The sequence below is a fragment of the Clostridium sp. USBA 49 genome, from assembly GCF_900167505.1.
Classification (GTDB): Bacteria; Bacillota; Clostridia; order Clostridiales; family Clostridiaceae; genus Clostridium_AT; species Clostridium_AT prolinivorans.
Window position 1 is genome coordinate 14,176 of the sequence record NZ_FUYD01000013.1, and the last position, 22,990, is coordinate 37,165.

At 28.5% G+C, this 22,990-nt stretch carries 34 protein-coding genes and 2 pseudogenes; 29 read left to right on the top strand and 7 right to left on the bottom strand.

What is annotated here, in order from left to right; all coding sequences use genetic code 11:
- Positions 1-47: 47 nt before the first annotated feature.
- A complete protein-coding gene (locus B5D11_RS10565; RefSeq protein WP_078683058.1) occupies positions 48-1,085 on the top strand; it encodes a CotS family spore coat protein in 1,038 nt (345 codons plus the stop codon).
- Positions 1,086-1,203: 118 nt separating this feature from the next.
- Here the strand turns inward: B5D11_RS10565 and B5D11_RS10570 are convergent, their stop codons facing one another.
- Positions 1,204-2,328 carry a glycosyltransferase family 4 protein gene (locus B5D11_RS10570; RefSeq protein WP_078683004.1) on the bottom strand — a complete coding sequence of 375 codons (1,125 nt, stop codon included), beginning with the start codon at positions 2,326-2,328 and terminating at the stop codon, positions 1,204-1,206.
- A 145-nt stretch (positions 2,329-2,473) separates the two neighbouring features.
- Between B5D11_RS10570 and B5D11_RS10575 the strand changes: the two genes are divergently transcribed.
- Both B5D11_RS10575 and yabG read left to right on the top strand, forming a co-directional pair.
- Positions 2,474-3,478, top strand: a complete 1,005-nt coding sequence (locus B5D11_RS10575) for a CotS family spore coat protein (RefSeq protein ID WP_078683005.1) — start codon at positions 2,474-2,476, stop codon at positions 3,476-3,478.
- Positions 3,479-3,803: 325 nt separating this feature from the next.
- Positions 3,804-4,469: pseudogene (yabG, locus tag B5D11_RS10580) on the top strand (sporulation peptidase YabG); the annotation flags it as partial.
- A gap of 41 nt (positions 4,470-4,510) precedes the next feature.
- On the opposite strand, the gene B5D11_RS10585 reads toward yabG, so the two are convergent.
- From B5D11_RS10585 to B5D11_RS10610, 6 genes are all read right to left on the bottom strand, one after another.
- Positions 4,511-6,169: a recombinase family protein gene (locus B5D11_RS10585; protein WP_078683007.1), complete on the bottom strand. Its 1,659-nt coding sequence runs from the start codon at positions 6,167-6,169 to the stop codon at positions 4,511-4,513.
- A gap of 18 nt (positions 6,170-6,187) precedes the next feature.
- Entirely contained in the window at positions 6,188-7,099 is a 912-nt protein-coding gene (locus tag B5D11_RS10590; protein WP_078683008.1) for a BRCT domain-containing protein, read from the bottom strand.
- Between the two features lie 15 nt (positions 7,100-7,114).
- Positions 7,115-7,552 carry a hypothetical protein gene (locus tag B5D11_RS10595; RefSeq protein ID WP_078683009.1) on the bottom strand — a complete coding sequence of 146 codons (438 nt, stop codon included), beginning with the start codon at positions 7,550-7,552 and terminating at the stop codon, positions 7,115-7,117.
- Between the two features lie 222 nt (positions 7,553-7,774).
- Positions 7,775-8,056: a hypothetical protein gene (locus tag B5D11_RS10600; protein ID WP_078683010.1), complete on the bottom strand. Its 282-nt coding sequence runs from the start codon at positions 8,054-8,056 to the stop codon at positions 7,775-7,777.
- A gap of 34 nt (positions 8,057-8,090) precedes the next feature.
- Positions 8,091-8,525 carry an ImmA/IrrE family metallo-endopeptidase gene (locus B5D11_RS10605; protein WP_180377004.1) on the bottom strand — a complete coding sequence of 145 codons (435 nt, stop codon included), beginning with the start codon at positions 8,523-8,525 and terminating at the stop codon, positions 8,091-8,093.
- Between the two features lie 33 nt (positions 8,526-8,558).
- Positions 8,559-8,996 carry a helix-turn-helix domain-containing protein gene (locus B5D11_RS10610; protein ID WP_078683012.1) on the bottom strand — a complete coding sequence of 146 codons (438 nt, stop codon included), beginning with the start codon at positions 8,994-8,996 and terminating at the stop codon, positions 8,559-8,561.
- A gap of 139 nt (positions 8,997-9,135) precedes the next feature.
- Here B5D11_RS10610 and B5D11_RS10615 point away from each other — a divergent pair, with 139 nt between their 5' ends.
- The 26 genes and pseudogenes from B5D11_RS10615 to B5D11_RS10725 all read left to right on the top strand — a co-directional run bounded on the left by B5D11_RS10615 (position 9,136) and on the right by B5D11_RS10725 (position 22,928).
- Positions 9,136-9,396 carry a helix-turn-helix transcriptional regulator gene (locus B5D11_RS10615; RefSeq protein WP_078683013.1) on the top strand — a complete coding sequence of 87 codons (261 nt, stop codon included), beginning with the start codon at positions 9,136-9,138 and terminating at the stop codon, positions 9,394-9,396.
- Positions 9,397-9,508: 112 nt separating this feature from the next.
- Complete coding sequence (locus tag B5D11_RS12715; protein WP_180377005.1) at positions 9,509-9,670, top strand: hypothetical protein; 162 nt, start codon at positions 9,509-9,511, stop codon at positions 9,668-9,670.
- A 142-nt stretch (positions 9,671-9,812) separates the two neighbouring features.
- Positions 9,813-10,055 (top strand): LysM peptidoglycan-binding domain-containing protein, encoded by a 243-nt coding sequence (locus B5D11_RS10620; RefSeq protein ID WP_078683014.1) that lies wholly within the window; start codon positions 9,813-9,815, stop codon positions 10,053-10,055.
- A gap of 18 nt (positions 10,056-10,073) precedes the next feature.
- On the top strand, positions 10,074-10,883 hold the full coding sequence (locus tag B5D11_RS10625; protein ID WP_078683015.1) for a phage replisome organizer N-terminal domain-containing protein: 810 nt from the start codon (positions 10,074-10,076) through the stop codon (positions 10,881-10,883).
- Between the two features lie 11 nt (positions 10,884-10,894).
- Positions 10,895-12,223, top strand: coding sequence for a replicative DNA helicase (gene dnaB / locus B5D11_RS10630; RefSeq protein WP_078683016.1), 1,329 nt, complete (start codon positions 10,895-10,897; stop codon positions 12,221-12,223).
- Between the two features lie 3 nt (positions 12,224-12,226).
- Positions 12,227-12,415, top strand: a complete 189-nt coding sequence (locus B5D11_RS10635) for a hypothetical protein (RefSeq protein WP_078683017.1) — start codon at positions 12,227-12,229, stop codon at positions 12,413-12,415.
- A 16-nt stretch (positions 12,416-12,431) separates the two neighbouring features.
- Complete coding sequence (locus tag B5D11_RS10640; RefSeq protein WP_078683018.1) at positions 12,432-12,626, top strand: hypothetical protein; 195 nt, start codon at positions 12,432-12,434, stop codon at positions 12,624-12,626.
- A pseudogene (locus B5D11_RS10645) lies at positions 12,577-12,900 on the top strand (single-stranded DNA-binding protein); the annotation flags it as partial. The gene B5D11_RS10640 and the pseudogene B5D11_RS10645, both read left to right, overlap by 50 nt.
- Before the next feature lie 99 nt (positions 12,901-12,999).
- Entirely contained in the window at positions 13,000-13,131 is a 132-nt protein-coding gene (locus tag B5D11_RS12990; RefSeq protein ID WP_278320357.1) for a hypothetical protein, read from the top strand.
- Positions 13,113-13,433: a MazG nucleotide pyrophosphohydrolase domain-containing protein gene (locus tag B5D11_RS10650; RefSeq protein WP_078683020.1), complete on the top strand. Its 321-nt coding sequence runs from the start codon at positions 13,113-13,115 to the stop codon at positions 13,431-13,433. The genes B5D11_RS12990 and B5D11_RS10650 overlap by 19 nt, the downstream gene beginning before the upstream one ends.
- A 48-nt stretch (positions 13,434-13,481) precedes the next feature.
- Positions 13,482-13,616: a hypothetical protein gene (locus B5D11_RS12995; protein ID WP_278320358.1), complete on the top strand. Its 135-nt coding sequence runs from the start codon at positions 13,482-13,484 to the stop codon at positions 13,614-13,616.
- A 15-nt stretch (positions 13,617-13,631) separates the two neighbouring features.
- Positions 13,632-14,042, top strand: a complete 411-nt coding sequence (locus tag B5D11_RS10655; RefSeq protein WP_078683021.1) for a hypothetical protein — start codon at positions 13,632-13,634, stop codon at positions 14,040-14,042.
- 142 nt (positions 14,043-14,184) lie between these two features.
- The gene (locus B5D11_RS10660) at positions 14,185-14,409 is read left to right on the top strand and encodes a hypothetical protein (RefSeq protein ID WP_078683022.1); all 225 of its coding nucleotides are present in this window, start codon (positions 14,185-14,187) and stop codon (positions 14,407-14,409) included.
- Positions 14,406-15,011: a tyrosine-type recombinase/integrase gene (locus tag B5D11_RS10665; protein ID WP_078683023.1), complete on the top strand. Its 606-nt coding sequence runs from the start codon at positions 14,406-14,408 to the stop codon at positions 15,009-15,011. Before B5D11_RS10660 ends, B5D11_RS10665 begins: the two co-directional genes overlap by 4 nt.
- A 205-nt stretch (positions 15,012-15,216) precedes the next feature.
- A complete protein-coding gene (locus tag B5D11_RS10670; RefSeq protein WP_078683024.1) occupies positions 15,217-15,417 on the top strand; it encodes a hypothetical protein in 201 nt (66 codons plus the stop codon).
- Positions 15,398-15,712: an HNH endonuclease signature motif containing protein gene (locus B5D11_RS10675; protein ID WP_078683025.1), complete on the top strand. Its 315-nt coding sequence runs from the start codon at positions 15,398-15,400 to the stop codon at positions 15,710-15,712. The genes B5D11_RS10670 and B5D11_RS10675 overlap by 20 nt, the downstream gene beginning before the upstream one ends.
- 160 nt (positions 15,713-15,872) lie before the next feature.
- Positions 15,873-16,244, top strand: coding sequence for a hypothetical protein (locus B5D11_RS10680; protein WP_078683026.1), 372 nt, complete (start codon positions 15,873-15,875; stop codon positions 16,242-16,244).
- Entirely contained in the window at positions 16,241-17,899 is a 1,659-nt protein-coding gene (locus tag B5D11_RS10685) for a terminase large subunit (RefSeq protein ID WP_078683027.1), read from the top strand. Before B5D11_RS10680 ends, B5D11_RS10685 begins: the two co-directional genes overlap by 4 nt.
- A gap of 14 nt (positions 17,900-17,913) precedes the next feature.
- Complete coding sequence (locus tag B5D11_RS10690) at positions 17,914-19,059, top strand: phage portal protein (protein WP_078683028.1); 1,146 nt, start codon at positions 17,914-17,916, stop codon at positions 19,057-19,059.
- A gap of 19 nt (positions 19,060-19,078) precedes the next feature.
- Positions 19,079-19,777, top strand: a complete 699-nt coding sequence (locus B5D11_RS10695) for a head maturation protease, ClpP-related (RefSeq protein WP_078683029.1) — start codon at positions 19,079-19,081, stop codon at positions 19,775-19,777.
- 1 nt (position 19,778) lies between these two features.
- Entirely contained in the window at positions 19,779-20,999 is a 1,221-nt protein-coding gene (locus B5D11_RS10700) for a phage major capsid protein (RefSeq protein ID WP_078683030.1), read from the top strand.
- A 44-nt stretch (positions 21,000-21,043) separates the two neighbouring features.
- On the top strand, positions 21,044-21,328 hold the full coding sequence (locus B5D11_RS10705) for a head-tail connector protein (protein WP_078683031.1): 285 nt from the start codon (positions 21,044-21,046) through the stop codon (positions 21,326-21,328).
- A complete protein-coding gene (locus B5D11_RS10710) occupies positions 21,328-21,651 on the top strand; it encodes a phage head closure protein (protein WP_078683032.1) in 324 nt (107 codons plus the stop codon). Before B5D11_RS10705 ends, B5D11_RS10710 begins: the two co-directional genes overlap by 1 nt.
- Positions 21,648-22,043, top strand: a complete 396-nt coding sequence (locus tag B5D11_RS10715; protein ID WP_078683033.1) for an HK97-gp10 family putative phage morphogenesis protein — start codon at positions 21,648-21,650, stop codon at positions 22,041-22,043. Before B5D11_RS10710 ends, B5D11_RS10715 begins: the two co-directional genes overlap by 4 nt.
- Positions 22,040-22,366, top strand: a complete 327-nt coding sequence (locus tag B5D11_RS10720; RefSeq protein WP_078683034.1) for a hypothetical protein — start codon at positions 22,040-22,042, stop codon at positions 22,364-22,366. The genes B5D11_RS10715 and B5D11_RS10720 overlap by 4 nt, the downstream gene beginning before the upstream one ends.
- 4 nt (positions 22,367-22,370) lie before the next feature.
- Positions 22,371-22,928, top strand: coding sequence for a major tail protein (locus tag B5D11_RS10725; RefSeq protein WP_078683035.1), 558 nt, complete (start codon positions 22,371-22,373; stop codon positions 22,926-22,928).
- Positions 22,929-22,990: the final 62 nt, after the last annotated feature.

The window sequence follows — 22,990 nt, forward strand, 5'->3', positions numbered from 1 at the left end:
GTGATATAAAATTGAATGCAACAGAAAAGTTATCTTCAAATTTTAAAATGCAGACAGATGTAAGATATAGAGATAAAAAGTATTTAGCAAAATATGATTTATCTATTGAACTTTTTGAAAAGTTTAATTTAAAAGTTATAGATGTAGTACCAATAAGAAGTGTTTATATTATATCTACTGATAAAGGGAATAAAGTGTTAAAGAAAATTGATTATTCTCTTGAGGAATTGGAGTTTATAAATAAAGCAATAAAGTATATTAAAAATAAATTTGATAGAGTAATAGATTTTGTAAATACAAAAGAAGGAGATATATATGTTAAAATTAAAGATGATATATATTGTGTCATGGATTTAGTATCGGGTAAAGAATGTGAGTTTAATAATCCAATTGATTTGAGTATAGCATCTAAAGGGCTTGGAGAATTTCATAAAGCTTCTTTGGGTTTTACAAGTAATATAAGAAATAAATATGCAGTAGGTAATACTATATATAGTTTTGAAAGAAAATTAGAAGAAATGAAGTTATTTAAAAGTATAGCTCAAATGCATCAGTATAAAACAGAATTCGATGAAATATTTTTAGAAAATTTTGAACATTATACAAATGAAATAAAGGAGAGCATAAATATTTTAAAAAATTCTTCTTTTTATGAAATTTGCAGTGAAAAAGATAAAATTGCCTTATGTCATCATGATTTAGCTTATCACAATATTATTATAAATAATAATGAAGCATATTTTATAGATTTAGATTATGCATTAATTGATTTAAAGGTTCATGACTTATGTAATTTTATAAATAAAGTTATAAAAAATTTTGCTTTTGATATAGAAAAAGCTAGTTCTATTATTTATGATTATTCTAGTATAAACTTTATTGATGAAAGAGAATTAAAAGTTTTATATGGATTTTTATATTTTCCAGAAGATTTTTATAGTATTTCTAAAGATTATTATACAAGAAGAAAGGATTGGGAAGAAGAAGTTTTTTTATATAGGCTTATGAAAAAAGTATCTTTTAAAGAAGATAGAATAGAATTTTTGAAAGAATTTAATGAAAAATTTTTTTCTCATAATAAATAAAAAGTATAAAAAGCGTTTTAATTATATGTGATTATTATATATAATTAAAGCGCTTTTTAGATAAATAAAATAAAAAGCAGAAGGATATTAAAGTGTATATTATCCTTCTGTTTTTTATTTAGTTATTAATTATTTTATTATACGCTATTAAAGTATTTTTAGCTGTTTTCTTCCAATTAAATTCTGAGCTTCTTATTAGTCCTTTTATTATAAGTTTATCTCTAAATTTATGATCATTAATTACCTTATATATTGCATTAGATATTTCATCTATATTATAAGGATCTACAAGTACTGCACAGTCAGAAACAACTTCAGGAATAGAAGTTAAATTTGAAGCTATAACAGGAATACCACAAGCCATGGCTTCTATAGGAGGAAGTCCAAAACCTTCATAAAAAGAAGGATACACAAGAAGTTTAGAAGCATTGTAAAGGCATGGCAGATATTTTATAGGTATAAATCCTGGGAATATAACTTTATCTTCTATATTTAAATCTTGAGAACGTTTTTTATATATATCATAAGATTTACCTTGCTTACCTGCAATTACAAGTTTTATATCTTTTTTATATTTAGAAATAAATTTACTAAAAGCTTCTATTAATCCTATTATATTTTTTCTAGGGCTGAATCCACCTACATACAAAATATAGTCTCCATCAATTCCATAATATTTTTTTATTAATTCTGAACATTGAATTCTATCTAAAGGATGATATATTTCTTCAGCAGCCAAATAAGTAACAAATATTTTTTCCTTTGGATAATTAAAACTTTTGGCAATATCTTCTTTTGAAAATTCTGAAACTGTTATTATACCATCACAAGAAGAAACTATAGAAGGCATATCATTATTAAATATTTTAAGAAATGTTTCACCAACGGTTTCGGGCATTTTTAGTGGAATAACATCGTGTAATGTTATAACAAAAGGACAATTTTTTTCCTTAGGAAGCCCAACACCATTTTGAGGCACATGATAAATTTCAATATCTTTATTCGTAAGTATATTAGGAATATTTACTTCATCCCAGAAATTATTTAAATTTCCTTCTGATATATTTTCTATATGAAAATTATTGCTAAAAGATATATCTGACACAGAAGATTCGGGCATAAAAAGTAAATATTCATTAATTTTATCTATAGTATTTAATGATGAAATAAGCTGATAAGTATAAGTACCAATACCAGTACCCCTATACCATTTAGCACCTCTTCCATCTATACCTATTTTCATATTGGTATCCTTTCAAAGTGTTTATAGTTTATTATATTAAGAATTAATAAAAAGTGTTAATAAATAAATTATACTTTACATATAAATTATATAGAGGATTTGATTTATAAATCTAAGCATAATAAAAGGGAGGGCGGTGATTAAAATGATGAGAGAATTTGAACTTGAAAGGCAGTTTGATATTGAAATTGAAAGTTTAAAACCAAATAAAGGAGTATACATTTTAAAAACCAATAAAGGAATGAAATGTCTTAAAAAAATAAACTATGGTACTCAAAAGCTGCTTTTTGTATATGGAGCTAAAGAACATCTTATAAAAAATGGTTTTCCTAGAGTTGATAGATATTGTTTAAATATAGATGGCAATCCTTATGCTTTAGTAAATGAAGACATTTATACACTTTCTGAATGGATAGATGGAAGAGAGTGCGATTTTTATAGTAAAGAGGATTTAGTGATTGCTGCTAAGAATTTAGCAATGCTTCATATAGCATCAAAAGGATATGAACCACCGGAAAACAGTAAATTAAAAAGTGATTTAGGAAGATGGCCTCATCTTATGGAAAAGAGAATAAAATCTTTTGAAAAAATGAGGGACATGGCTAGGAAAAAAAATAATAAAACAAATTTTGATTTAAATTATATTAAATCAGTAGAATTTTATAAGAATTTAGGGAAGAGAGCTTTAAAAGTACTTGAAAATTCAAATTATAATGAAATATGCAGAATAACTGATGAAGAAAAAAGTTTTTGTCATCATGATTATACTTATCATAATATAATAATAGATAATAAAAATGATGTAAATGTAATAGATTTTGATTATTGTAAAAAAGAAGTAAGAACATACGATTTATCTCTTTTTATTACAAAAGTGCTTAAAAGGCAAGATTGGAACATAGAATATGCTAGATTAATAATAGATGCTTATAATGAGATAAGTCCTTTAAGGGAAGATGAATATAGAGTATTATTTGCATATCTTTTATTTCCTCAAAGATATTGGAGACTTGCTAATAGGTATTATTATAATGAAGTTAGTTGGGCTCAAAATACTTTTAACAATAAAATAGAAAAATTAATTAAGGAGCAAGATAATTTTATAAATTTTATAGAAGAGTTTAAAAATATATATGCTCAAAAGGAATAATATTTTATAAATAGGTCATGAAATATTTATTTTCATGACCTATTTATAATTTTGCACATATAATATTGTAAATTCATAATATGTAATATAAGTAATCTTATTGTATATATCATATATTTAAAAGCTTAATATTTATATTTAAATATATCAAACCTTAAAATTTAATGTAATAGTATAGTGAAACAATAAATTAAAAATATATTTAATTGATTAAGTTGTTATTTTCCTAGATTAATGTTAAAATTTCGGGTTTGATATCTATAACATAAATTTAATATGAGCTTGTTTATACTTGTTAAACTATAAGTAAGTTGGAGATGAGGGTATGAATATAGGAGATACTGTTGTAAGGAAATCTTATGGGAAAGATATAACTTTTAAAATAATTGATGTAAAAGATACAGAAAATGGTCTTGTATATACTCTTAAAGGAATCAATCTTAGAGTTATAGCAGATGCTCCACCAGAAGATTTAGAGGAAGTAGTTCCAAATTCTTTTGGAGAAAAAGAAAAAATATTAAATAGGAAGGTAAATACTTCTATAAATAACATATTAATAAACAGATTTAGTACAAATAAGCGATATTATAGAAGTTCTAAGGTTAACTTAACTAAAGAAATGGCATTTGGAAGACCTGGGAAAATACTTCATGTAGATGGAGATGCAGAATATTTAGATGTATGCCTTAAAGTATATAAAAAATTAGAATTAGAGGTTGTTGGAAAAGTTATAGAAGAAAAAAATCAGCCTAGAGAAGTTCCAGATTTAGTTAAACAAATAAAACCAGATATAGTTATTATAACTGGTCATGATGCTATAACAAAAGGAGCTGAAGATTATTTAAATATAAATAATTATAGAAACTCAAGATATTTTGTAGAAACAGTAAGTGAACTTAGAAATTATGAGCCTAGTTATGATGATTTAGTTATTTTTGCAGGAGCCTGCCAAAGCAATTACGAAGCAATTTTAGATGCAGGTGCTAATTTTACTAAAATGCGACTTTTTGGAAAGTAAAGGGAGTATGAAATTTATTTTTTTTTATATTCTTCATCATTTTCCTTATTACTTCCAATAAAATTTATTTCTATTTCATATTTTTCTCCATCCCATGTAATTTTATCTATTAAAGCATAAATCAATTGCTTTATTTCATCATCTGTTAAGGTATCTATTATTGAACATCTATCTAGCAGCATACTTATAAAAGATAAATTTACTTCAGTTTCGTTAAATTGTGATTTTATTGTATCTATATTTACTAGCTCTTTTTTTAATTCAGATATTTCATTTTTAATACTTTTTATTTTATTAATAATTAAATCTGATATTTCATCATCAATGGCAAGTTTGTTTATTAAATTTTCTATTTGTTTTTCTTTTTCAGCTATAGACTTTTTTAAAGTTTCTTCTCTATTCATAGAATTATTAAATTCTTTAGATTTTCGGTTTTGTTCAGATAATTTAGCGAGTAAGACTTTTTTATTCATAGCTAATTTTTTTAGATAATTTTTTACTACAAGATCTAATTCTGCTACCTTAGCATTTTTATTATTGCAACGAACGCTTTTAGAATATTTTTTCATAGAACAAGCATAGTAATATATAGTTTCCCCAGTTTTTCGACTTTGATGCCCATGATTAATTTGCATAGTGCTACCACATTTGGCACATCTCAAAACGCCAGTTAAAAGAGCATTATGTGTTTTACCAAGATTAGGCACCTTATCTTTATTTTCTGTTAAAATTTTTTGTACTTTCAACCAATCAGAAGCTTCTATAATTCCTTTTTGTGAGCTTACCGCAGCAATCCATTCTTTGGTATCCCTATTTACTCTAACAACTTTACCGTTATCACCATATATTGTTTTCTGCTTATTATATGTCAATAATCCATGCTCACCATCAGGAATACCACAACATGTAATTCCTTTACTTTCTAGATATTCTAAAATTTCATCAGTAGCTTTTACATAAACAGGATTATTTAATACTAATCTTATATTAGCTTTATTAAAATCTGATCCACGTTTAGTTTTTATATTATTTTGTAAACAATATGTTTCTACTTTTGATAAAGATTTAAATTCTAAATACTTATTATAAATCAACTTAACTGTTTTAAGTTCTTCAGGTACTTGTGTAAGTTTAACCATTTTTTTTTCATTCATTTCAGTATCATAATATGTTACTGGATTAGATTTATATCCAATGGGAGTAACCCCGCCAAGCCAGCGTCCTGTCTTGGCCAATTCCAACATATTGTCTCGCACTCTTTCTGCAATGGTTTCTCTTTCAAGCTGAGCAAACACACTTGCTACATACATCATAGCACGTCCCATTGGAGTGCTTGTATCGAATTGCTCTCTGATACTAACAAAGTCAATATCATACTTTTGCAGTATTTCCAGTGTGCTCGAGAAGTCAGCAACATTACGAGATATTCTATCCAGCCTATAGCATATAAGAACATCAAATTTTTTAATCATGGCATCTTCCATAAGCCTTTGGAATTCTGGTCTATTTGTATTGCCACCACTAAATCCCTCATCTTCATAAATCAAGAACTCAGTAATATTTTTATCCTTTAATTGATTCTGTGCATAGTCTTTACACATTTGCACTTGGTTTTCAATAGATTCACCTTTACCGGTAAATTTAGATTTTCTACTATAAATTGCTGCTTTCAAAATAAGCACTTCCTTTTATTATACATTATAATTCTCGATAGTACTCCAAAAATCATTTTCATTGACTATAATAACTTTACTTCCATTTTTACGTAAATTTACAGCAGTTTCAACTTTTCTACCATAGCAAGAGAAGGCCCAACACGGATTACCATCATTGCCTATAATAAGATAATCAGTTTTTTTAGATACTGAATTCATAAATTTACCATTAAGAGCTGTTATTATATTAGCAATTTGTTTTCTACTTGCTTTACAAGAAACACCAGTAAAGCAAAATTGTTTTCCCTCAAAAGTTATTTTCGGGGATATTGAGCATATGCCTTGAATACTAAATTCTTTTTTTAAATTAGCTAATTCTTCTTCGTCAATATTTGGAGTAGTTTTTATATCTATAAATTCACTAAAAAATACTTTAAGGTAGTTTCTTTCTTCGTCAGTTATAACACTATCTTTTAAAATAGTTGTTAGTATACTATTTAATTCATCATAAGGATAACAACCTGCAAGGTGGTTACTTTTATTAAGCCAAACTTTTAACTCATTAATTTCATCATCAGTTATTTTATTGTCACACATTATTCCGTGCATTATACCTTGAAGTCTTTGAATATCAGATGTTACAAAATCATAATATCTATTAGCTGTTTTTAAATTGTTGCAAAACCATAATATATCTTTTATTTCTTCTTCAGTAAGCTCATTATCTTCTAAATATTTATCTATTAATGGTATAAGTTCATTATAAGGATGAATATCAGATAGATCTCGATGCTTTTCAGACCAATTAACTAGTTCATTAATTTCTAAATCATTTAGTTTGTTATCTAATGAAATACCCTTAAGTATTCCTTCAAGTGTATGTATAGACTTATCAATTTCACTCCATTTAGTATATTTTCTAAAAGAAAAATCATCATAAATTTCCATGATTAATATCCCCCATTAAAACACAATTTCTTTATTAAATCTTTCTTTAAAATACTTTAACAAGTCTTCTTTCGTATCAAAAAGAATGCTTATTTCCATATCTTTATACCTATATTTATTTGTATACTCATTTTTACTTATAGAATATACTTTTGAAGTATATTTTTTATCTTTAGTTTTATATTTTACTGTGTCTTTTTTTAATAATTTAAAATAGTGTTTAGATGTAGTTACTAAATTTTTATCTTCTACAATAAATAATGCATTATTTTGAATGTAAGTAAAATCTAAAGGTTTTAAATCATAAATCCCCATTGAAAAATAGCATTGCATATGATTATTATAATAATCATATAATCTTTCAGGACATGTAAAACCAATTAATTCAATTTTTGAATTATTGATTATTAAAATTCCACTCCCCAATTCATTAATACGTTCTTGTAAAATCATGATAAACCTCCTAATAAATTAAGATTTTATACTTGCTAAAGCAAGTATCCATGAATTCATCAGCAGTAGCTTCATAAATACTATAGTCTTGTTTATCGTCATTCAATTCACAAACAGAATAACTACTATTACCATGATTTAATATATGTTCCGCTTCATGGTATTTTACTTTTTGCTGATATTCAAATATTACTCATATTTATATTAAATTGACTTGATTTTTTAACCTTGCTTTCTTTCATCTAGCCGCCTTTCAAATTCAATAACTTTATTTTCAGTTTTTACGGCTTTGGAGGTAGTGGTATTAACATCGATTTGCAAATCATCTATTTTCTCATTTAATTTCTTTATGGACATATTCATTTCTGTTCTAAACTCTGTCAATTCAGCAGTTTGATTGAATACGAAATTTACTTTATCTTTTATTTCAACAATATCTGAATGCATAGAAGTTTGGTTTTCAAGTATTTTTATTAATAATTCTTCAATTTTGTTATTCTCCATTTGCTTTAACTCCTTTATCGTATTTTCTATTAATTCATAAATTTTTAAGCTGTTTTAAAGGGCTTATTGGTAATTCTAAAGCACAAGCTACTTGTTCTATTGTCATTTCGTATAATTCTATTTCATTAAAAGTTATTTGCCCTAATTTAAGAGCAAAATAATTAGCTTGTTTTTCAATTTTGCCGTCATTTTGTATCATTTTACTTACATAATTATCACCAGGCATATAATGTAATACTATATGTCCTAATTCATGCCCTAAATAAAACAATTCATGCTTATAGTTTAAATCATCTCTCATAAAAATAACACTGTTATCCATTATATAAATGCAATTTTTCCCAAGCAGAATAGAATTACTTGGATCTGTTTTAATAATATTTATACCCATGGCTTTTAATATATCATAAGGATTATTGGTGCCATAAAACTCAATAGTACCTATAACAATTTTATCAATCCAATTCAATATATCACTTCCCATTTAGCATCAACTATAAATTTATTTATTTCCTTTTATCTTTTTTTCATATTTATATCCAATAAGTTTCATCTGTTCTAAGAGAGCATTTGCAAACTCTAATATTTTTTCATCATCTATTTTATCAGCATTGAAGCCTTCTGATGCAAATATTCTATGCTTTTTAACATAAGCTCTTGCTTGCTCTGGGTCTGTAAATTGCTCGGGAATAATATCAAGGTTTTTGATTTCATTTTTACTTTGTTCTTTAACTTCATCAGTAAGTCCAAGTAAATAATCAGAAGAAACTCCAAGGGCCTCAGCTAATTTTGATACAATTTCTCCTTTTGGACTTCTTAATCCATTTTCATATCTTGATAAAGTAGCTTCAGTTATACCAACCTTATCAGCTAATTCTTTTTGTTTCATTTCATTTTTTATTCTTAGCCTCAATATTCTTTCTCCAATATTTTCACCCATAAAATCACTCCTTACCAATATTATAAATCATGTATAAAAAAATTGAATAAAAATTACCAAAAATATAAAAAATGTGTTGACACTTACCAAACGGTATGATATATTAAAATTACCAAATGGTAATTAAGGAGGTAGAAAAATGAATACAAAAAAGCTTAAAAGCTTGAGAGTGTTAAATGGACTTACTCAGGAGAAATTAGCAGAAATGTCTAAAATGTCAACAAAGACTTATAACAGAAAAGAATTAGGTTTAATACCTTTTACTAATGAAGAAATTTTAACTTTATCTACTATACTTAATTTAGATATAAATTTGGTAAATGAAATTTTTTTTGACAACCATATTACCAAATGTATAAATAACACTAACTCATTTCAAACTAGCTGTATTAATTCTTAATTTATTTTAACCAATTTATTTTATTTTAGTTTAATGAACTGGGAATTAGGAACAAAAAAATATTTTCAGCATAAATTGATAATATCAGTATTTTGAAAGGGGAGGGAGGAGCTTGATATTAAAGGTTAAGGTGAATTATCCAAAGGACATGAAAACATTACAAGATAAGGCAGCTGATACATTAGCAAAAATACTTGTTAATAAGCTCCAACCAAAGGAAATAGATCAGCTAATAGAAGTGCTAAAAGATGATAAAGTGAACATCACTATGTAGAAAGGATAACTATTTATTACACTCGACAAAATAAGGCTTTTAAGCCTTATAAAAAATTTTAATTTAAAAAAAATAAATAACACTACTCATTATATTTTATTAATATAACTTAAAAAATAAAACTGGAAAGAAGTGAAAATAAATGAGGATTAATAAAAAAATTTTTTTAATTAGTTTAATGGTAACTATATTAATTATTATTATATCTAGTATTCAAAGAAATTATGACAACAAATCTTTCAAAATGCTTTATAAGGTACAAGCTGGAGAAAAACTTACAGATATAGCAAGAAAGTTTGATGTTGATGTAGAGACTATAGAAGATATAAATAATTGTGGTGAATACATAGCAGAAGGAACAATTTTAGAGATACCTATTGATTAATATATGGAGGGATAAATTATGGCTGAAATTAAATGGATTAAACTTGATACAGATATGTTTGATAATAGAAAAATTAAGCAAATAAGAAAATTACCAGGAGGAAATGATATTGTACTTATTTGGATTATGCTTTTAAATTTAGCAGGAAGATGTAATTCTCATGGATTTATTCTTCTTACAGAAAATCTTCCTTATGATGCAGAAATGCTTGCTAATGAATTCGATTTCGAACTTAATACAATAAAAATGGCTCTAAATATATTTTGCAAGTTTAATATGATAAGTATTGAGCAAGATGTTATAAGTATAGTTGGCTGGTCAGAACATCAAAACATTGAGGGAATGCAAAAAGCTAAAGAACTTGCAAAAGAAAGAGTTAGAAGACATAGGGAAAAGAAGAAACAGCTTGAATCACAGGCTATTAATGATTCTTGTATAGCTTTATCTGATAGTGTAACGTCATGTAACGTTACAGAAACGTTACATGAAACGGAGTGTAATGCAAAATTAACGCATCTAGATAAAGAACTAGATATAGATACTACTACAAGTAGTAGTAATAGTAATATTGAAATTTTTAAGCATTTTGAAAAATGTGGATTTGGTCTTATGTCTCCAGTTTTAATGGAGAAGATTTCAGCAGACATTGAGATTTATGGCGAAGAATTGGTTAAAAGAGCCGCTGAAATTGCTGATGAAAATAGTAAACATAGTTATTCTTATGTTAAAGGAATATTAGAGAATTGGAATAAAAATGGTGGGAATATAAAAAAACGTGCAGCCCCTGATGAACAAAGGGCTAATGCACAAGCTTATACATACATATAGGTGGTGAAAAAATGGAGCGATACAATCTTGATGCTGAAATGAGTATTCTTGGAGCAATACTTTCTAAAAATGATGTTATGTGTGATGTTATTTGCCAATTAGAAGCCAAAGATTTTTATAATTCTAGACATCAAATTATTTTTCAAGCTATGAAAGAGATGTATGAGAATTCAATACACATAGATGTAACTACATTGGCAAATAAGTTAGGGAAAAACCTTGTTCAAGTTGGAGGGCTAACATATATCAGCGAACTTATAACCGCTGGTTTTAGTTTTGCTGGGGTAAAGCAGTATGTAGAAATAGTAAAAGAAAAATCAAAACTAAGAGAGTTTTATATTAGATTAATACAGGCAGTTAAAAAGCTTGAAGATGATCAAGATCTTGATGAAGTTATTGAGTTTGTCCAACAAAATAGCATAGAACATATAGCAAAAAATGAGGAAGATGGAAATATAACAAAAGTTATTGATTCATTTCTTGATGATTTAGAAAAGAGATATCAAAACGGAGGCGGTATACAGGGAATAAAAACACACTTTGAAAAATTAGATTTCCTTCTTGGAGGCTTACATTCTCAAGAGCTTATTGTAGTTGCAGCAAGACCTAGCATGGGGAAATCAGTTTTTGCTACAAACTTGGCTACTAACATAGCACTAAAATCTAAAAAAAAAGTTGCTATATTTAGTTTAGAAATGAATAATTTGAGTCTTATAAAACGTATAGTTTCAAATCTTACAAGTATTGATAGTTATAGTTTAAGAGATGGAAAACTTACGGATAAACAGTGGGCAGATGTAGCTAAGGTTGCAGGAATTTTAAGCACTGATAATTTAAAGCTTTATGAAAAAACAATGACTTTAAATTCTATTATTGCTCAGTGTAAAAAGCTTAAGATTCAAAATGGTCTTGATGTTGTTATTATAGATTATTTGCAGCTTATTGAAGGAAATTTAAAGGAAAATAGAGTACAAGAAGTAAGCGAAATTTCAAGAAAACTTAAGCTTTTGGCTAAGGAATTGGATATAACTGTTATAGCACTTTCTCAGCTTTCAAGAGCTCCTGAGCAAAGAGCAGATCATAGACCGCAACTTTCAGATTTAAGAGAATCTGGGAGTATAGAGCAGGATGCTGATGTTGTTATGTTTTTATACAGAGATGAGTACTACAATAGGGATAGCGAGGATAAAGGAATTATTGAGATAATAGTTGCAAAACAGCGAGATGGACAAGTGGCTGCAACTAAATGTGCGTGGTTGCCACAGTATCAGAGAATAGCAAATTTGGCTGTTATGGTTCCAGATGGGGTTTATGATAAAAAGATTTTTGAAGGGAGATAAAACATGGATATAAAAGATTTAAAAGCACAAGAAGATTTAAAACAAAGAATTAAAAATTTAGGGGATATATTAGTTGAGGAAATAATGAAAAACTCAAAAAAGCAAGATAGAGCTAAAGAACTTTTAAAGAAAGCAGAAGTATATTGTCCAGGAATTTTACGAAGTGAAATAAGCAAATTTTTAAATGATTAAGGTAAGGGGAATAAAAATGAAATCTGTAGGTGGGAAGATATATATTAATGATGATGAGTTTGATAGGCTAAAAAAAGAAGGATTAAATCAAAAGCAAATAGCAAAAATTTTAAATTTAAGTGAAAGCAAAATAAGTAATTATGTGAAAGGTAGGTTTAAAAATGAACAAAGTAGTATTAATAGGCAGACTAACAAGAGATCCGGATCTTAAATTTACGCCAGGCAAGGGAACTGCTGTATCCACAGTAACTCTTGCAGTAGATAATTATTTTAGGAAAGATGCAGAAGGGAAAAAAACAGCTGATTTTATTCCTGTGATAGTATGGGGTAAGCAAGCAGAAAACTTAGCTAACTATATGACTAAAGGAAAGCTCATAGGTGTTTCTGGGAGAATTCAGACAAGGAACTATGAAGCTAAGGATGGTACAAAAAGATATGTTACTGAAATAATAGCTGACGAAGTGCAATTTTTAGAGAAAGGAACTGGACAAGGTGATTCAGGAGTTGCAAGTCAATATGAATATATAGATAGCATGACACAGGAGGATGGTGAAGATATTCCATTTTAGGAGGATGAGGATATTATGAATAATATAGACTGGGCAGAAGAAATTAAAAGATTATACTTTGAAGGATATGATTTAACAGAAGCAACGAAAAAAGTATTAAAAATGATTGAAGAACAGGAGACTAAAAGATGGAGATTAGAGAATTAGTACAAAAGGCACATACAAATGCAAGAGAAAAAGGATTTTGGCAGGATTATGATAGAGCATTAGATTTGCAAAATGAAAATAATGCAATAGCAACTAGGCTTATGCTTATAGTATCTGAACTATCTGAAGCACTAGAAGCATTAAGAAAAGATGACTTAGACAACTTCCAGGAAGAATTGGCTGATACTGCTATAAGATTGGCTGATTTATCTGGTGGATTAGGAATAGATTTAGAAATTGAAATAATAAAAAAGATGGAGAAAAACCAAAATAGACCATATAAGCATGGCAAACAATTTTAAAAACAGATAAGCAAAAGGGGACAAGTTAAAAAAGAGGTGATAAAAAATATGTTAATTGCAGGATTAACTACTATTGTAATAATTTTAGTTTTTACAGTAGCATTATGTAAAGCATCTGCTAAAAGTGACAAATGGGAAGAAAAATGGATAAAAGAAAGGGAAAAAGAAGAATACAACAGATAAAAAAGGAAGGGTAAAATGAATATAATTCAAAAGTTACAGCGATACAGAGTGCTTAAAGCGGAAATTAAAAATATAGAATTAGATTTAGAAGAATTACATGAGGCTGAAAATATAGGACCTTCTGGGATAAATTATGATGAAAAGTTAAGCCCAACATATAAATTTAACAGCATGACAGAGAACGAAGCAATAAGTATAGCCGATAAATCACAAATGTTAGAAAGTTTAAAAAGGTCAAAAGAAAGGGAACTAGAAAGAATTGATAATGCTTTAAGCATATTAGATGATAAAGAAAGAGAAGTTATTGAACTAAAACACATAAAAGGTTGTAGATGGGATACTGTAACTTATAAATTAGATAGAAGTTATAGTTATTGTAAACAACTTGAAAATGAAGCTTTAGTAAAAATTGAACCATTTTTATAATTAAAATAGAAAAATAGTAGATTTACAAGAGGTTTACAGTAGGTTTTTTAGAAATGGACATGTTAATATAGTAATATAAGAATTTTTATGTAAGGCATCCATGTATGGGTGCTTTTTATAATTTACGAAAGAAGGTAAGAACATGCAGAGTATTTATACTTCATATATATGCACTATATGTAAAAAAGAATTTGTTTTACTTACAGAAGATGTTGAACAGATAAAAAAGGGCAGGTATATTGCATGTCCTTACTGTAATAGTAAACATATAAAAAAAGAAAATGTAGCAAATAGTTTAAAAGAATGTATGAGTGAAAGAAGTTATAGAAGAATTAAAGGTGCACTTAGGCAGGTGAGAAGTGATTGAATAAAAAAAGACCTGCTAAACCAATAACTTCTACACAAATGGTTTTAGATATACAGGATTACCTAAAATATAAGAACGAAAGAAATTATGTATTATTTGTTTTAGGAATTACTACGGGATATAGAGCTGGAGATTTAGTAAAACTTAAAGTTAGAGATGTTAAGGAAGCTCTAAAAAGAAAAGAGTTTCAAATTTATGAAGGTAAAAAAATGAATTCTAAGAATATAAGAGAAAAGAATAAGAAACCAAGAGTAGTAGAGATAATTCCAAAGCTAGAAAAAATCTTAAAGGAATATATAAAAGATAAAAAAGACTATGAATATATATTTCCTTCAAGGAAAGGGACAAATAAACATATAGGAGTACAAGCAGTTAGCAATATACTTAAAGATGCCGGAAACTATTTTGGATTGAGTGATATTACAGCTCACAGCATGAGAAAAACCTATGCATATAAGATATATGTTGAAAGCGATAAGGATATAGTTGCTGTTAAGGAGTTACTTGGTCATAGTTCTATAGAAGAAACAAAAAGATATATAGGATTAGATAGAGAAAAATATCATCAATATTCAAAGTCGCTTAATGATTTTGTGAGATGATATTTTTATTTTAGGATATGAATGTTTAATAATTTAATACATAAATATTTAGGTATTAAAAAAACACTGCTTATATTAGTAACTATTTTTTAAAATGAATGTGTGATTCTCCTAGATAATTAAACATTCAAACAGCAAAAACACGAACATTCCAAGGTGACTTGTTCATGTTTTTAACAATCTTTTTGATTAAGAGAGGAATAAAATGGAGAAAGAAAATAAAGTTATTGAATCTATAGAAGTTGCAAAAGAAATATTTAACAGGTTGAACAATATTAATAGCAACTTTTATTTAGTTGATAATTATGATAATTCTAGAATAGTTGTTGATAATGAACTACTTGAAATAATCAAAAGATATTATAGAAGTAAATTAGAGGTGGACTATGGCAAAGGAATTTGCTAAAAAGTTTTATAAAAGTAAAGAATGGGAGGCTTGTAGACAATCATATATTAAGTTTGTATTTGGTTTATGTGAAAGATGTGGTAAACCTGGTTATATAGTACATCATAAGATAGAACTTAATTCCAGCAATATTAATAATCCTAATATCACTTTAAATTGGGATAACTTAGAGTACTTATGTCGTGACTGCCATAATAAAGAACATAACTTTGGCAGACATAAAGTCTCATATACAAGAGAAGGATTAATGTTTAATGCGAATGGTGAGTTAGTTAGGTGTGAGGATAAAGATTAAAGTTAGGTATATAGACTAATAAATGATGGTATAATTCAGGATACCTATCTATCTTTATAGCCCCCCCATATTAAAGGTATGGGTCTGTTTTTGGGGTACCGATAGAGGGGAGGACAATTCTCCTCCGCATGGAAATTTAAAAATTAAGGGGGGTAATTTTTTGAGCATATACGAACAATTAGATAAAGAAAAAAGAATTAAGCAAGAGATAAATAGAATTAAAAAGTTGTACAAGGATTTTCCTAAAGATAAGACTAAAGTTCTTGAAGGATTAATAAATGAAGCTTCATTTATGAAGGTATCACTTGAAGATACAAGAGCAGATTTATTGAAGAACGGTTTAACTGAATTGTTTGTTCAAGGGGAGCAAAGTTTTAATAGAGAAAGACCTGAAGTAAAGATATATACGACATTTACCCAGAGGTATTCCCAGGTAATGAAACAGCTCATTGACTTACTGCCTCCTGAGATAAAAAAAGAGGAGCAGGATGAACTCATGGAGTTTCTTAAGAAGGGTAAGATTAAGAAATGACTTATATTGAAGAATACTATAACAAAATTATGTCTGGAGAAATTATTGCCTGCCATAGGATTAAGCAAGTCTATACAATTCTTGTAGACAAACTTTATAATCGTAAAGGTAACTGGGTATTTGATGAAGAACTTGCTAATAGACCTATTGAATTTATTGAAACATTTTGTAAGCAAGCTCAAGGAGATTTGGGAGCAAGCTTAGAATTACAACTGTTTCAAAAAGCTAAACATCAAGCAGTCTTTGGATTTGTAGATGAAGAAACTAAGTTAAGACAATACAATGAAGTATTAGATATAAGAGGACGTAAAAATGGAAAAACTACAGAGCTTGCCGCAGATGAAATTTATATGGCGGTAGGAGATGGAGAAGGTTCTCCAGAAATTTATAATGTTGCTACAAAGTATGATCAAGCTCACAAAGGTTTTAATGAATGTTATAAAATGATTCAGCAATCACCTAGTTTAAGCAAATATGTTAGAAAGAGAAAATCTGACTTATATATACCATTTAACTATGGATTTATTAAAGCGTTATCTAGTAACGCAAATGGTCTTGACGGCTTAAATTCTCACATGGTTACTATAGATGAATTAGCTGCAATCAAAAATAGAGATTTATATGATTTGATGAAGCAGTCAATGTCATCAAGACGACAACCGCTATTAAATTGTATAACTACAAATGGTTTTGTAAGAAATTCAATATTTGATGCACAGTATGAATATGCTTGTAAAGTGTTAGATGGTAAAATCAAGGACGACAGGTTTTTGGCTTTTATTTATGAACTTGACGATCCTGATGAATGGGATAAAGAAGAGATGTGGATTAAGGCTAATCCAGGGCTAGGGACAATAAAGAAAATTGAATTTTTAAGGGATTGTGTTAATAAGGCAAAAGCTGACAAGGCCTTTAAAGCAACTGTAATGGTTAAAGATTTTAACATTAAAGAAAACTCTGCAAGTGCTTGGCTAAGATGGGATGAGCTTAACAATGAAAATATATTTAATATTAAAGATATGGGATTTAGGTATGGCATTGGATGTTTTGACCTCGCTGAAACTACAGATTTAGCGGCTGCAAAAATTTTATGCATGAGGCATAATGATGAAAATGTTTATGTGATTTCAATGTACTTTATTCCTGAAGAAAAATTAAATCAAGTGGAAGACAATAAAGAAGATGATAATGTGCCTTATAAGCTTTGGGAAAAACAAGGATTATTAAGAGTTTGTCCAGGTAATAAAGTTAATAAATATCATATGTTAGAGTGGTTTAAAGAAATTAGTAGAAATTATGACATTTATATTCCTTGGATTGGATATGATCCTTGGCATGTTGATGATAGTTTGTTGCAGGCTTATAAAAATGAATTTGGAGCTGATTCCATGATTAAAGTTAGGCAAGGTGTTTATACGTTATCTTCTCCTATGAAGGAATTAAAGGCAGATTTATGTGCTCATAAAGTTATTTACAATAATAATCCTATTGATAAATGGTGTCTATCAAATACTGAAGTAAATACTGATATTAACGGCAATATACAACCAATAAAAGGTATAGATAGTAGGAAACGAATCGATGGGGCTGTAGCTTTGATTATTGGATATGTTGTATTAAAAGATAAAATGGCTGAATATGAAAATATTATTTAGAAGGAGGTGTAAAATTGGGGTTTTTAAGTAGATTTAAAAATGTAACAAGTGTTGCAAGATATAAAATGATAACTGATAGAGGTAATGGTTTCTATGCATGGAATGGAAAACTTTTTGAAAGTGATATTGTCAGAGCATGTATAAGACCAAGAGTTAAGGCATTTGGAAAGTTAGTAGCAAAACATGTAAGGAAAGATCAAAATGGATTAAAAATAAACCCGGAGCCATATATTAGATTTTTATTAGAAGAGCCTAATCCGTATATGAGTGGTCAGATGCTTCAAGAAAAAGTAATGAACCAATTAGCACTCAATAATAATGCTTTTATATTAATTATTAGGGATGAATTTGGATATCCATATGAATTATATCCAATACCTTGTTTAAGTGTTGAAGCTCTTTATAATTCAACTGGAGATTTATTCTTAAAATTTTATTTTCAAAATGGGAAGTCCTCAGTATTTCCTTATTCAGATATAATTCATCTTAGAGATGATTATAACGACAATGACATATTTGGAGAGCCACCTGGCAAAGCATTAACAAGCTTAATGAATATAGTAGGGACCATTGATCAAGGAATTATAAAGGCTATTAAAAATAGTGGTGTAATAAGATGGTTGTTACAGTATAATACTCCTTTAAGACCAGAGGATTTGAAGAAAAATGTAAAGGAATTTGCCGATAATTATTTAAGCATTGAAAGTGAAACCTTTGGAGCTGCTGGAGTTGATGCAAAAGCAAGTGCTCAAAGAATAGAACCAAAAGATTATGTCCCTAACGCTACACAAACAGATAGGACCATTCAAAGAATTTATTCATTTTTCAATACAAATGAGAAAATAGTTCAATCAAGGTATACCGAAGATGAATGGATAAGTTATTATGAAGCAAGAATTGAGCCGGATGCCATACAAGCATCAAATGAATATACAAGAAAGCTATTTTCAAGGCGTGAGAGAGGTTTTGGCAATCAGATAATATTTGAAGCAAGTTCTCTGCAATATGCTTCAATGTCAACAAAGTTACAGTTGGTTCAATTCGTAGATAGAGGTATGATGACGCCTAATGAAGTTAGAGAAATTATGAATTTAACTCCAATTGAAGGTGGTGATAATGTTCTTCTTAGGAAAGATACTGGTGTAGTAAGTCAAAATTAACAGAAAAGGGGGTGAATAAATGACAAAGAAGATTAATGTAAAAGGTGATATTGTTTCAAGCAGTGATAAATGGATTTATGACTGGCTTGGAATTGAAGCGACAAGCCCTAAGGATATAATCAAGGCACTTGATGAAGCAAACGGACAAGACATAGAAGTTGATATAAATAGTGGAGGCGGCGATATATTCGCAGGATCTGAAATTTATACAGCTTTGAGGAGCTATAGAGGTAATGTACAGATTAATATTGTAGGGTTAGCTGCAAGTGCTGCTAGTGTTATTTCTATGGCAGGTAAAAGCAGAATTACGCCTACTGGTCTTTTTATGATACATAATGTATCTGGAGAAGCAGCAGGAGATTATAGGACTATGGATAAAACATCAGATATTTTAAAAACAGCTAATCAATCAATTGCAAATGCATACAAAGAAAAAACCGGATTATCGGACGAAGACTTATTAAATCTTATGAACAAAGAAACTTGGATGTCAGCTGAAGATGCTGTGAAAAACAAATTTGTTGATGAAATTATGTTCGATAATCAAAATAAATCAATAAAAGGTTTTTATAATAATTTTAATGGTATACCTTATGAAACCATTGATAAAATAAGAAATTTAATTAATAAACCGCAACCTAATAAAAATGATGCGGTTTTTTTAGTGCAAAAAATTCAAGCACAATTGAATCTTTTAAAATTGAAAGGAGAAAGATAGTATGACTAAACAAGAATATTTAAATAAGAGAAAAGTTCTATTAGCTGAGGCTCAAAATTTAATTAATGATGGTAAGATTAACGAATCAACTGCAAAAATGGCAGAGATTGAGGCTCTTGACAATCATTTTGAAGAAAGTGCAAAATCCCAGGCTAATCTTAATGCACTTAATAATGTTCCTAAAGCTATTGATATAATTAATAAAGGTGTAAGTATAGAAGGAGGTCAAATAGTGGATAGTTTAAATAATGATTTATCTATAAATAATGATGATTTGTTTAATTCTTTAGAGTATAGAAAAGCGTTTATGAATAATGTTTTAAAAGGTACTCCAATTCCAGCAAAATTTATAAATGATGCAAATACAACTACAGGAGATGTAGGCTCAGTTATTCCAACAACTGTACTTGAAAAAATAATTGAAAAGTTAGAATCAACAGGCATGATATTGCCACTTGTTACTAGAACTGCATATCAAGGTGGAGTATCAATTCCAATATCTAGTGTAAAACCAGTTGCTACTTGGGTTTCAGAAGGTTCTGGCAGTGACAAACAAAAGAAGACTACTGGTGTAATTACTTTCAATTATTTTAAATTAAGATGTGCTGTTTCAATATCTTTTGAAACAAGTATAGTTACATTAAGTGTATTTGAAACAACTATAATTAATAATATTGCTGAAGCTATGGGAAAAGCATTAGAACAATCAATTATAAATGGTGATGGAATTATTCAGCCTAAAGGAATATTAAAAGAAAATGTTTTTCCAGGACAAAATATAGAGATAGCTGCAGATAAAGATGTAACTTACAATACTTTAGTCGATGCTGAAGCGGCTTTACCATTGGCTTACGAATCTGATGCAGTATGGTGTATGACTAAGAAAACATTTATGAAATTTATTGGGATGCTTGATAATAACGGACAGCCAATAGCAAGAATAAACTATGGTATTAATGGAAAACCTGAAAGAATATTACTAGGAAGAACTGTAGTATTAAATGAATACATGCCAAGTTTAGGTACTGCTATAGAAGAGGATACAGTTGTTGCTTTCTTGTTTAGCTTTAAAGATTATGTCCTTAACACCAACTATAATATAACTATGAAAAAATATGAGGATAATGATACTGATGATCAAGTTACAAAAGCTATTATGCTCGTAGATGGTAAGGTTGTAGATAAAAACTCTTTAGTTACTATTACTAAGAAAGCTGTTTAATTTGGAAGGTATTAGCCTTCCTTTTAAAATAGAGGAGTGATTATATGTTGCTCGATAAAGTTAAACAATCATTGAGATATGAGGATAACAGCTTTGATGAAGATTTACAAGATTCAATAGATGCTGCAATAGCTGATTTAGAACTAAGTGGAATATTAGGAAGTAAAATAGTTGAAACTGATCCTCTTATAATCAGAGCCATAAAAACATTTTGTAAAGCTGAATATAGTATTGATAACAATGAAGCTCAAAGATATAGGGAAAGTTATAATATGTTAAAAATACATTTAGCATTATCAAGAGAATACACTACTGAAGAGGTATTATAATGAAGATAGAGGAGTTAAGGCACAGAATAACATTTCAAAAATATATTGAAATAACTGATGAAGAAGGTTTTGCAACTCAAGATTGGCAGGATATAGCTACAGTATGGGCGTCAGTAGAAAATCTCTATGGCAGAGAATACTGGCAAGCTGCGGCAGTTCAGGCTGAAAATACAGTTAAGTTCACAATTCGATACAGAAAAGATTTGACAAATGATATGAGAATTTTTTTTCAGGACAAGCTATACAATATAATTTCAATAGACAATATAAAATACAGAAATGAATTTATAGAAATTAAGGGGAAGGCAGTTGAAAAAGAATGAGTGTAGATGTTGAAGTAATAGGGATGAATGAATTAATTGAAAGAATTAAGGAATTAGGCCCAAGAAGTTCAAGAATACAAAATGAAGCACTTAAAAAAGCTGCCGAACCTATTTTAGAAGATGCAGTTTCAACAACTGCTTTTAAAGATAGGTCTGGGAAAGGTAGAGCAGGACTTAAGATAGGAAGACCAAAGTCAAAAGGAGACACAAAATATGTATTAGTAGGTATTGATAAAAGCGATATATCAGAAATATTTTACATGAAGTTTATTGAATATGGGACTTCAAAAATGTCAGCAAGACCATTTTTAAGACCTGCTTTACTTAAGAATAAAGATAAAGCATATGAAATAATGAAAGATGAACTTAGAAAGGGGCTGGGGCTTAAATGAATATTAATAAAGCTGTAATTGATGCACTAAAGCCCTTAAATATTCCTGTATCCTTTCAAATTTATACAGGTACAACCGACCCATATATAACTTTTTTCTGCTACTTTGAAAATGGCGAACTGTTCGCTGACGATATTCAGAAAGGTACAGGATATTATATTCAAATTGACCTGTGGTCAAAATCAAATTATTCAACTATTGTAGAGCAGATAAAATCAGCTATGACACAAGCTGGTTTTTCTTTTATGTCTGCAATTGATCTGTATGAAAATGACACAAAAATATATCATAAAGCACTAAGATTTTATTATTTGGAGGGATAAATATATGGCGGTTAAAATAGGTATGAAAGACCTTTATTATGCAAAATTAACAAAAGATGATAAAACGGGAGTAACATATGAAACACCTGAACTGATATCAGGAGCAATTTCTGCAAAGATAAGTCCAAAATCAGATACACAAACGCTATATGCTGATGATGGAGCATTTGAAACAACAAGTCAGCTTAGTGAAATTACAGTTGAAATTGAAATGGCAGATTTACCTTTAACAGCACAATCTGAATTATTAGGACATACTTTAACAGAGGGGGTACTTGAAGCAAAAAATACAGATGTTGCCCCATATGTTGCTATTGGCTTTAGGGCACTAAAGAGTAATGGGAAATATCGTTATTATTGGTTACTAAAAGGCAAATTTGAAATTCCAGACGACGAAAGCCAAACCAAAGAAGATAAAGCAAAATTCCAAACCGCAAAAATAAAAGGTACATTTGTATCAAGAATTTATGATGGAAAATGGAAACTTGTAGGAGATGAAGATGAAACTGGTTTTGATGCAACAGGCTGGTTCAGTGCTACTAAGATAGGAGCAGGGGTTTAATTAATAACCCCTATTTCTTTTTAGCAGGTAAATGTATTACCTACCTTAAAAAATGGCTCTAA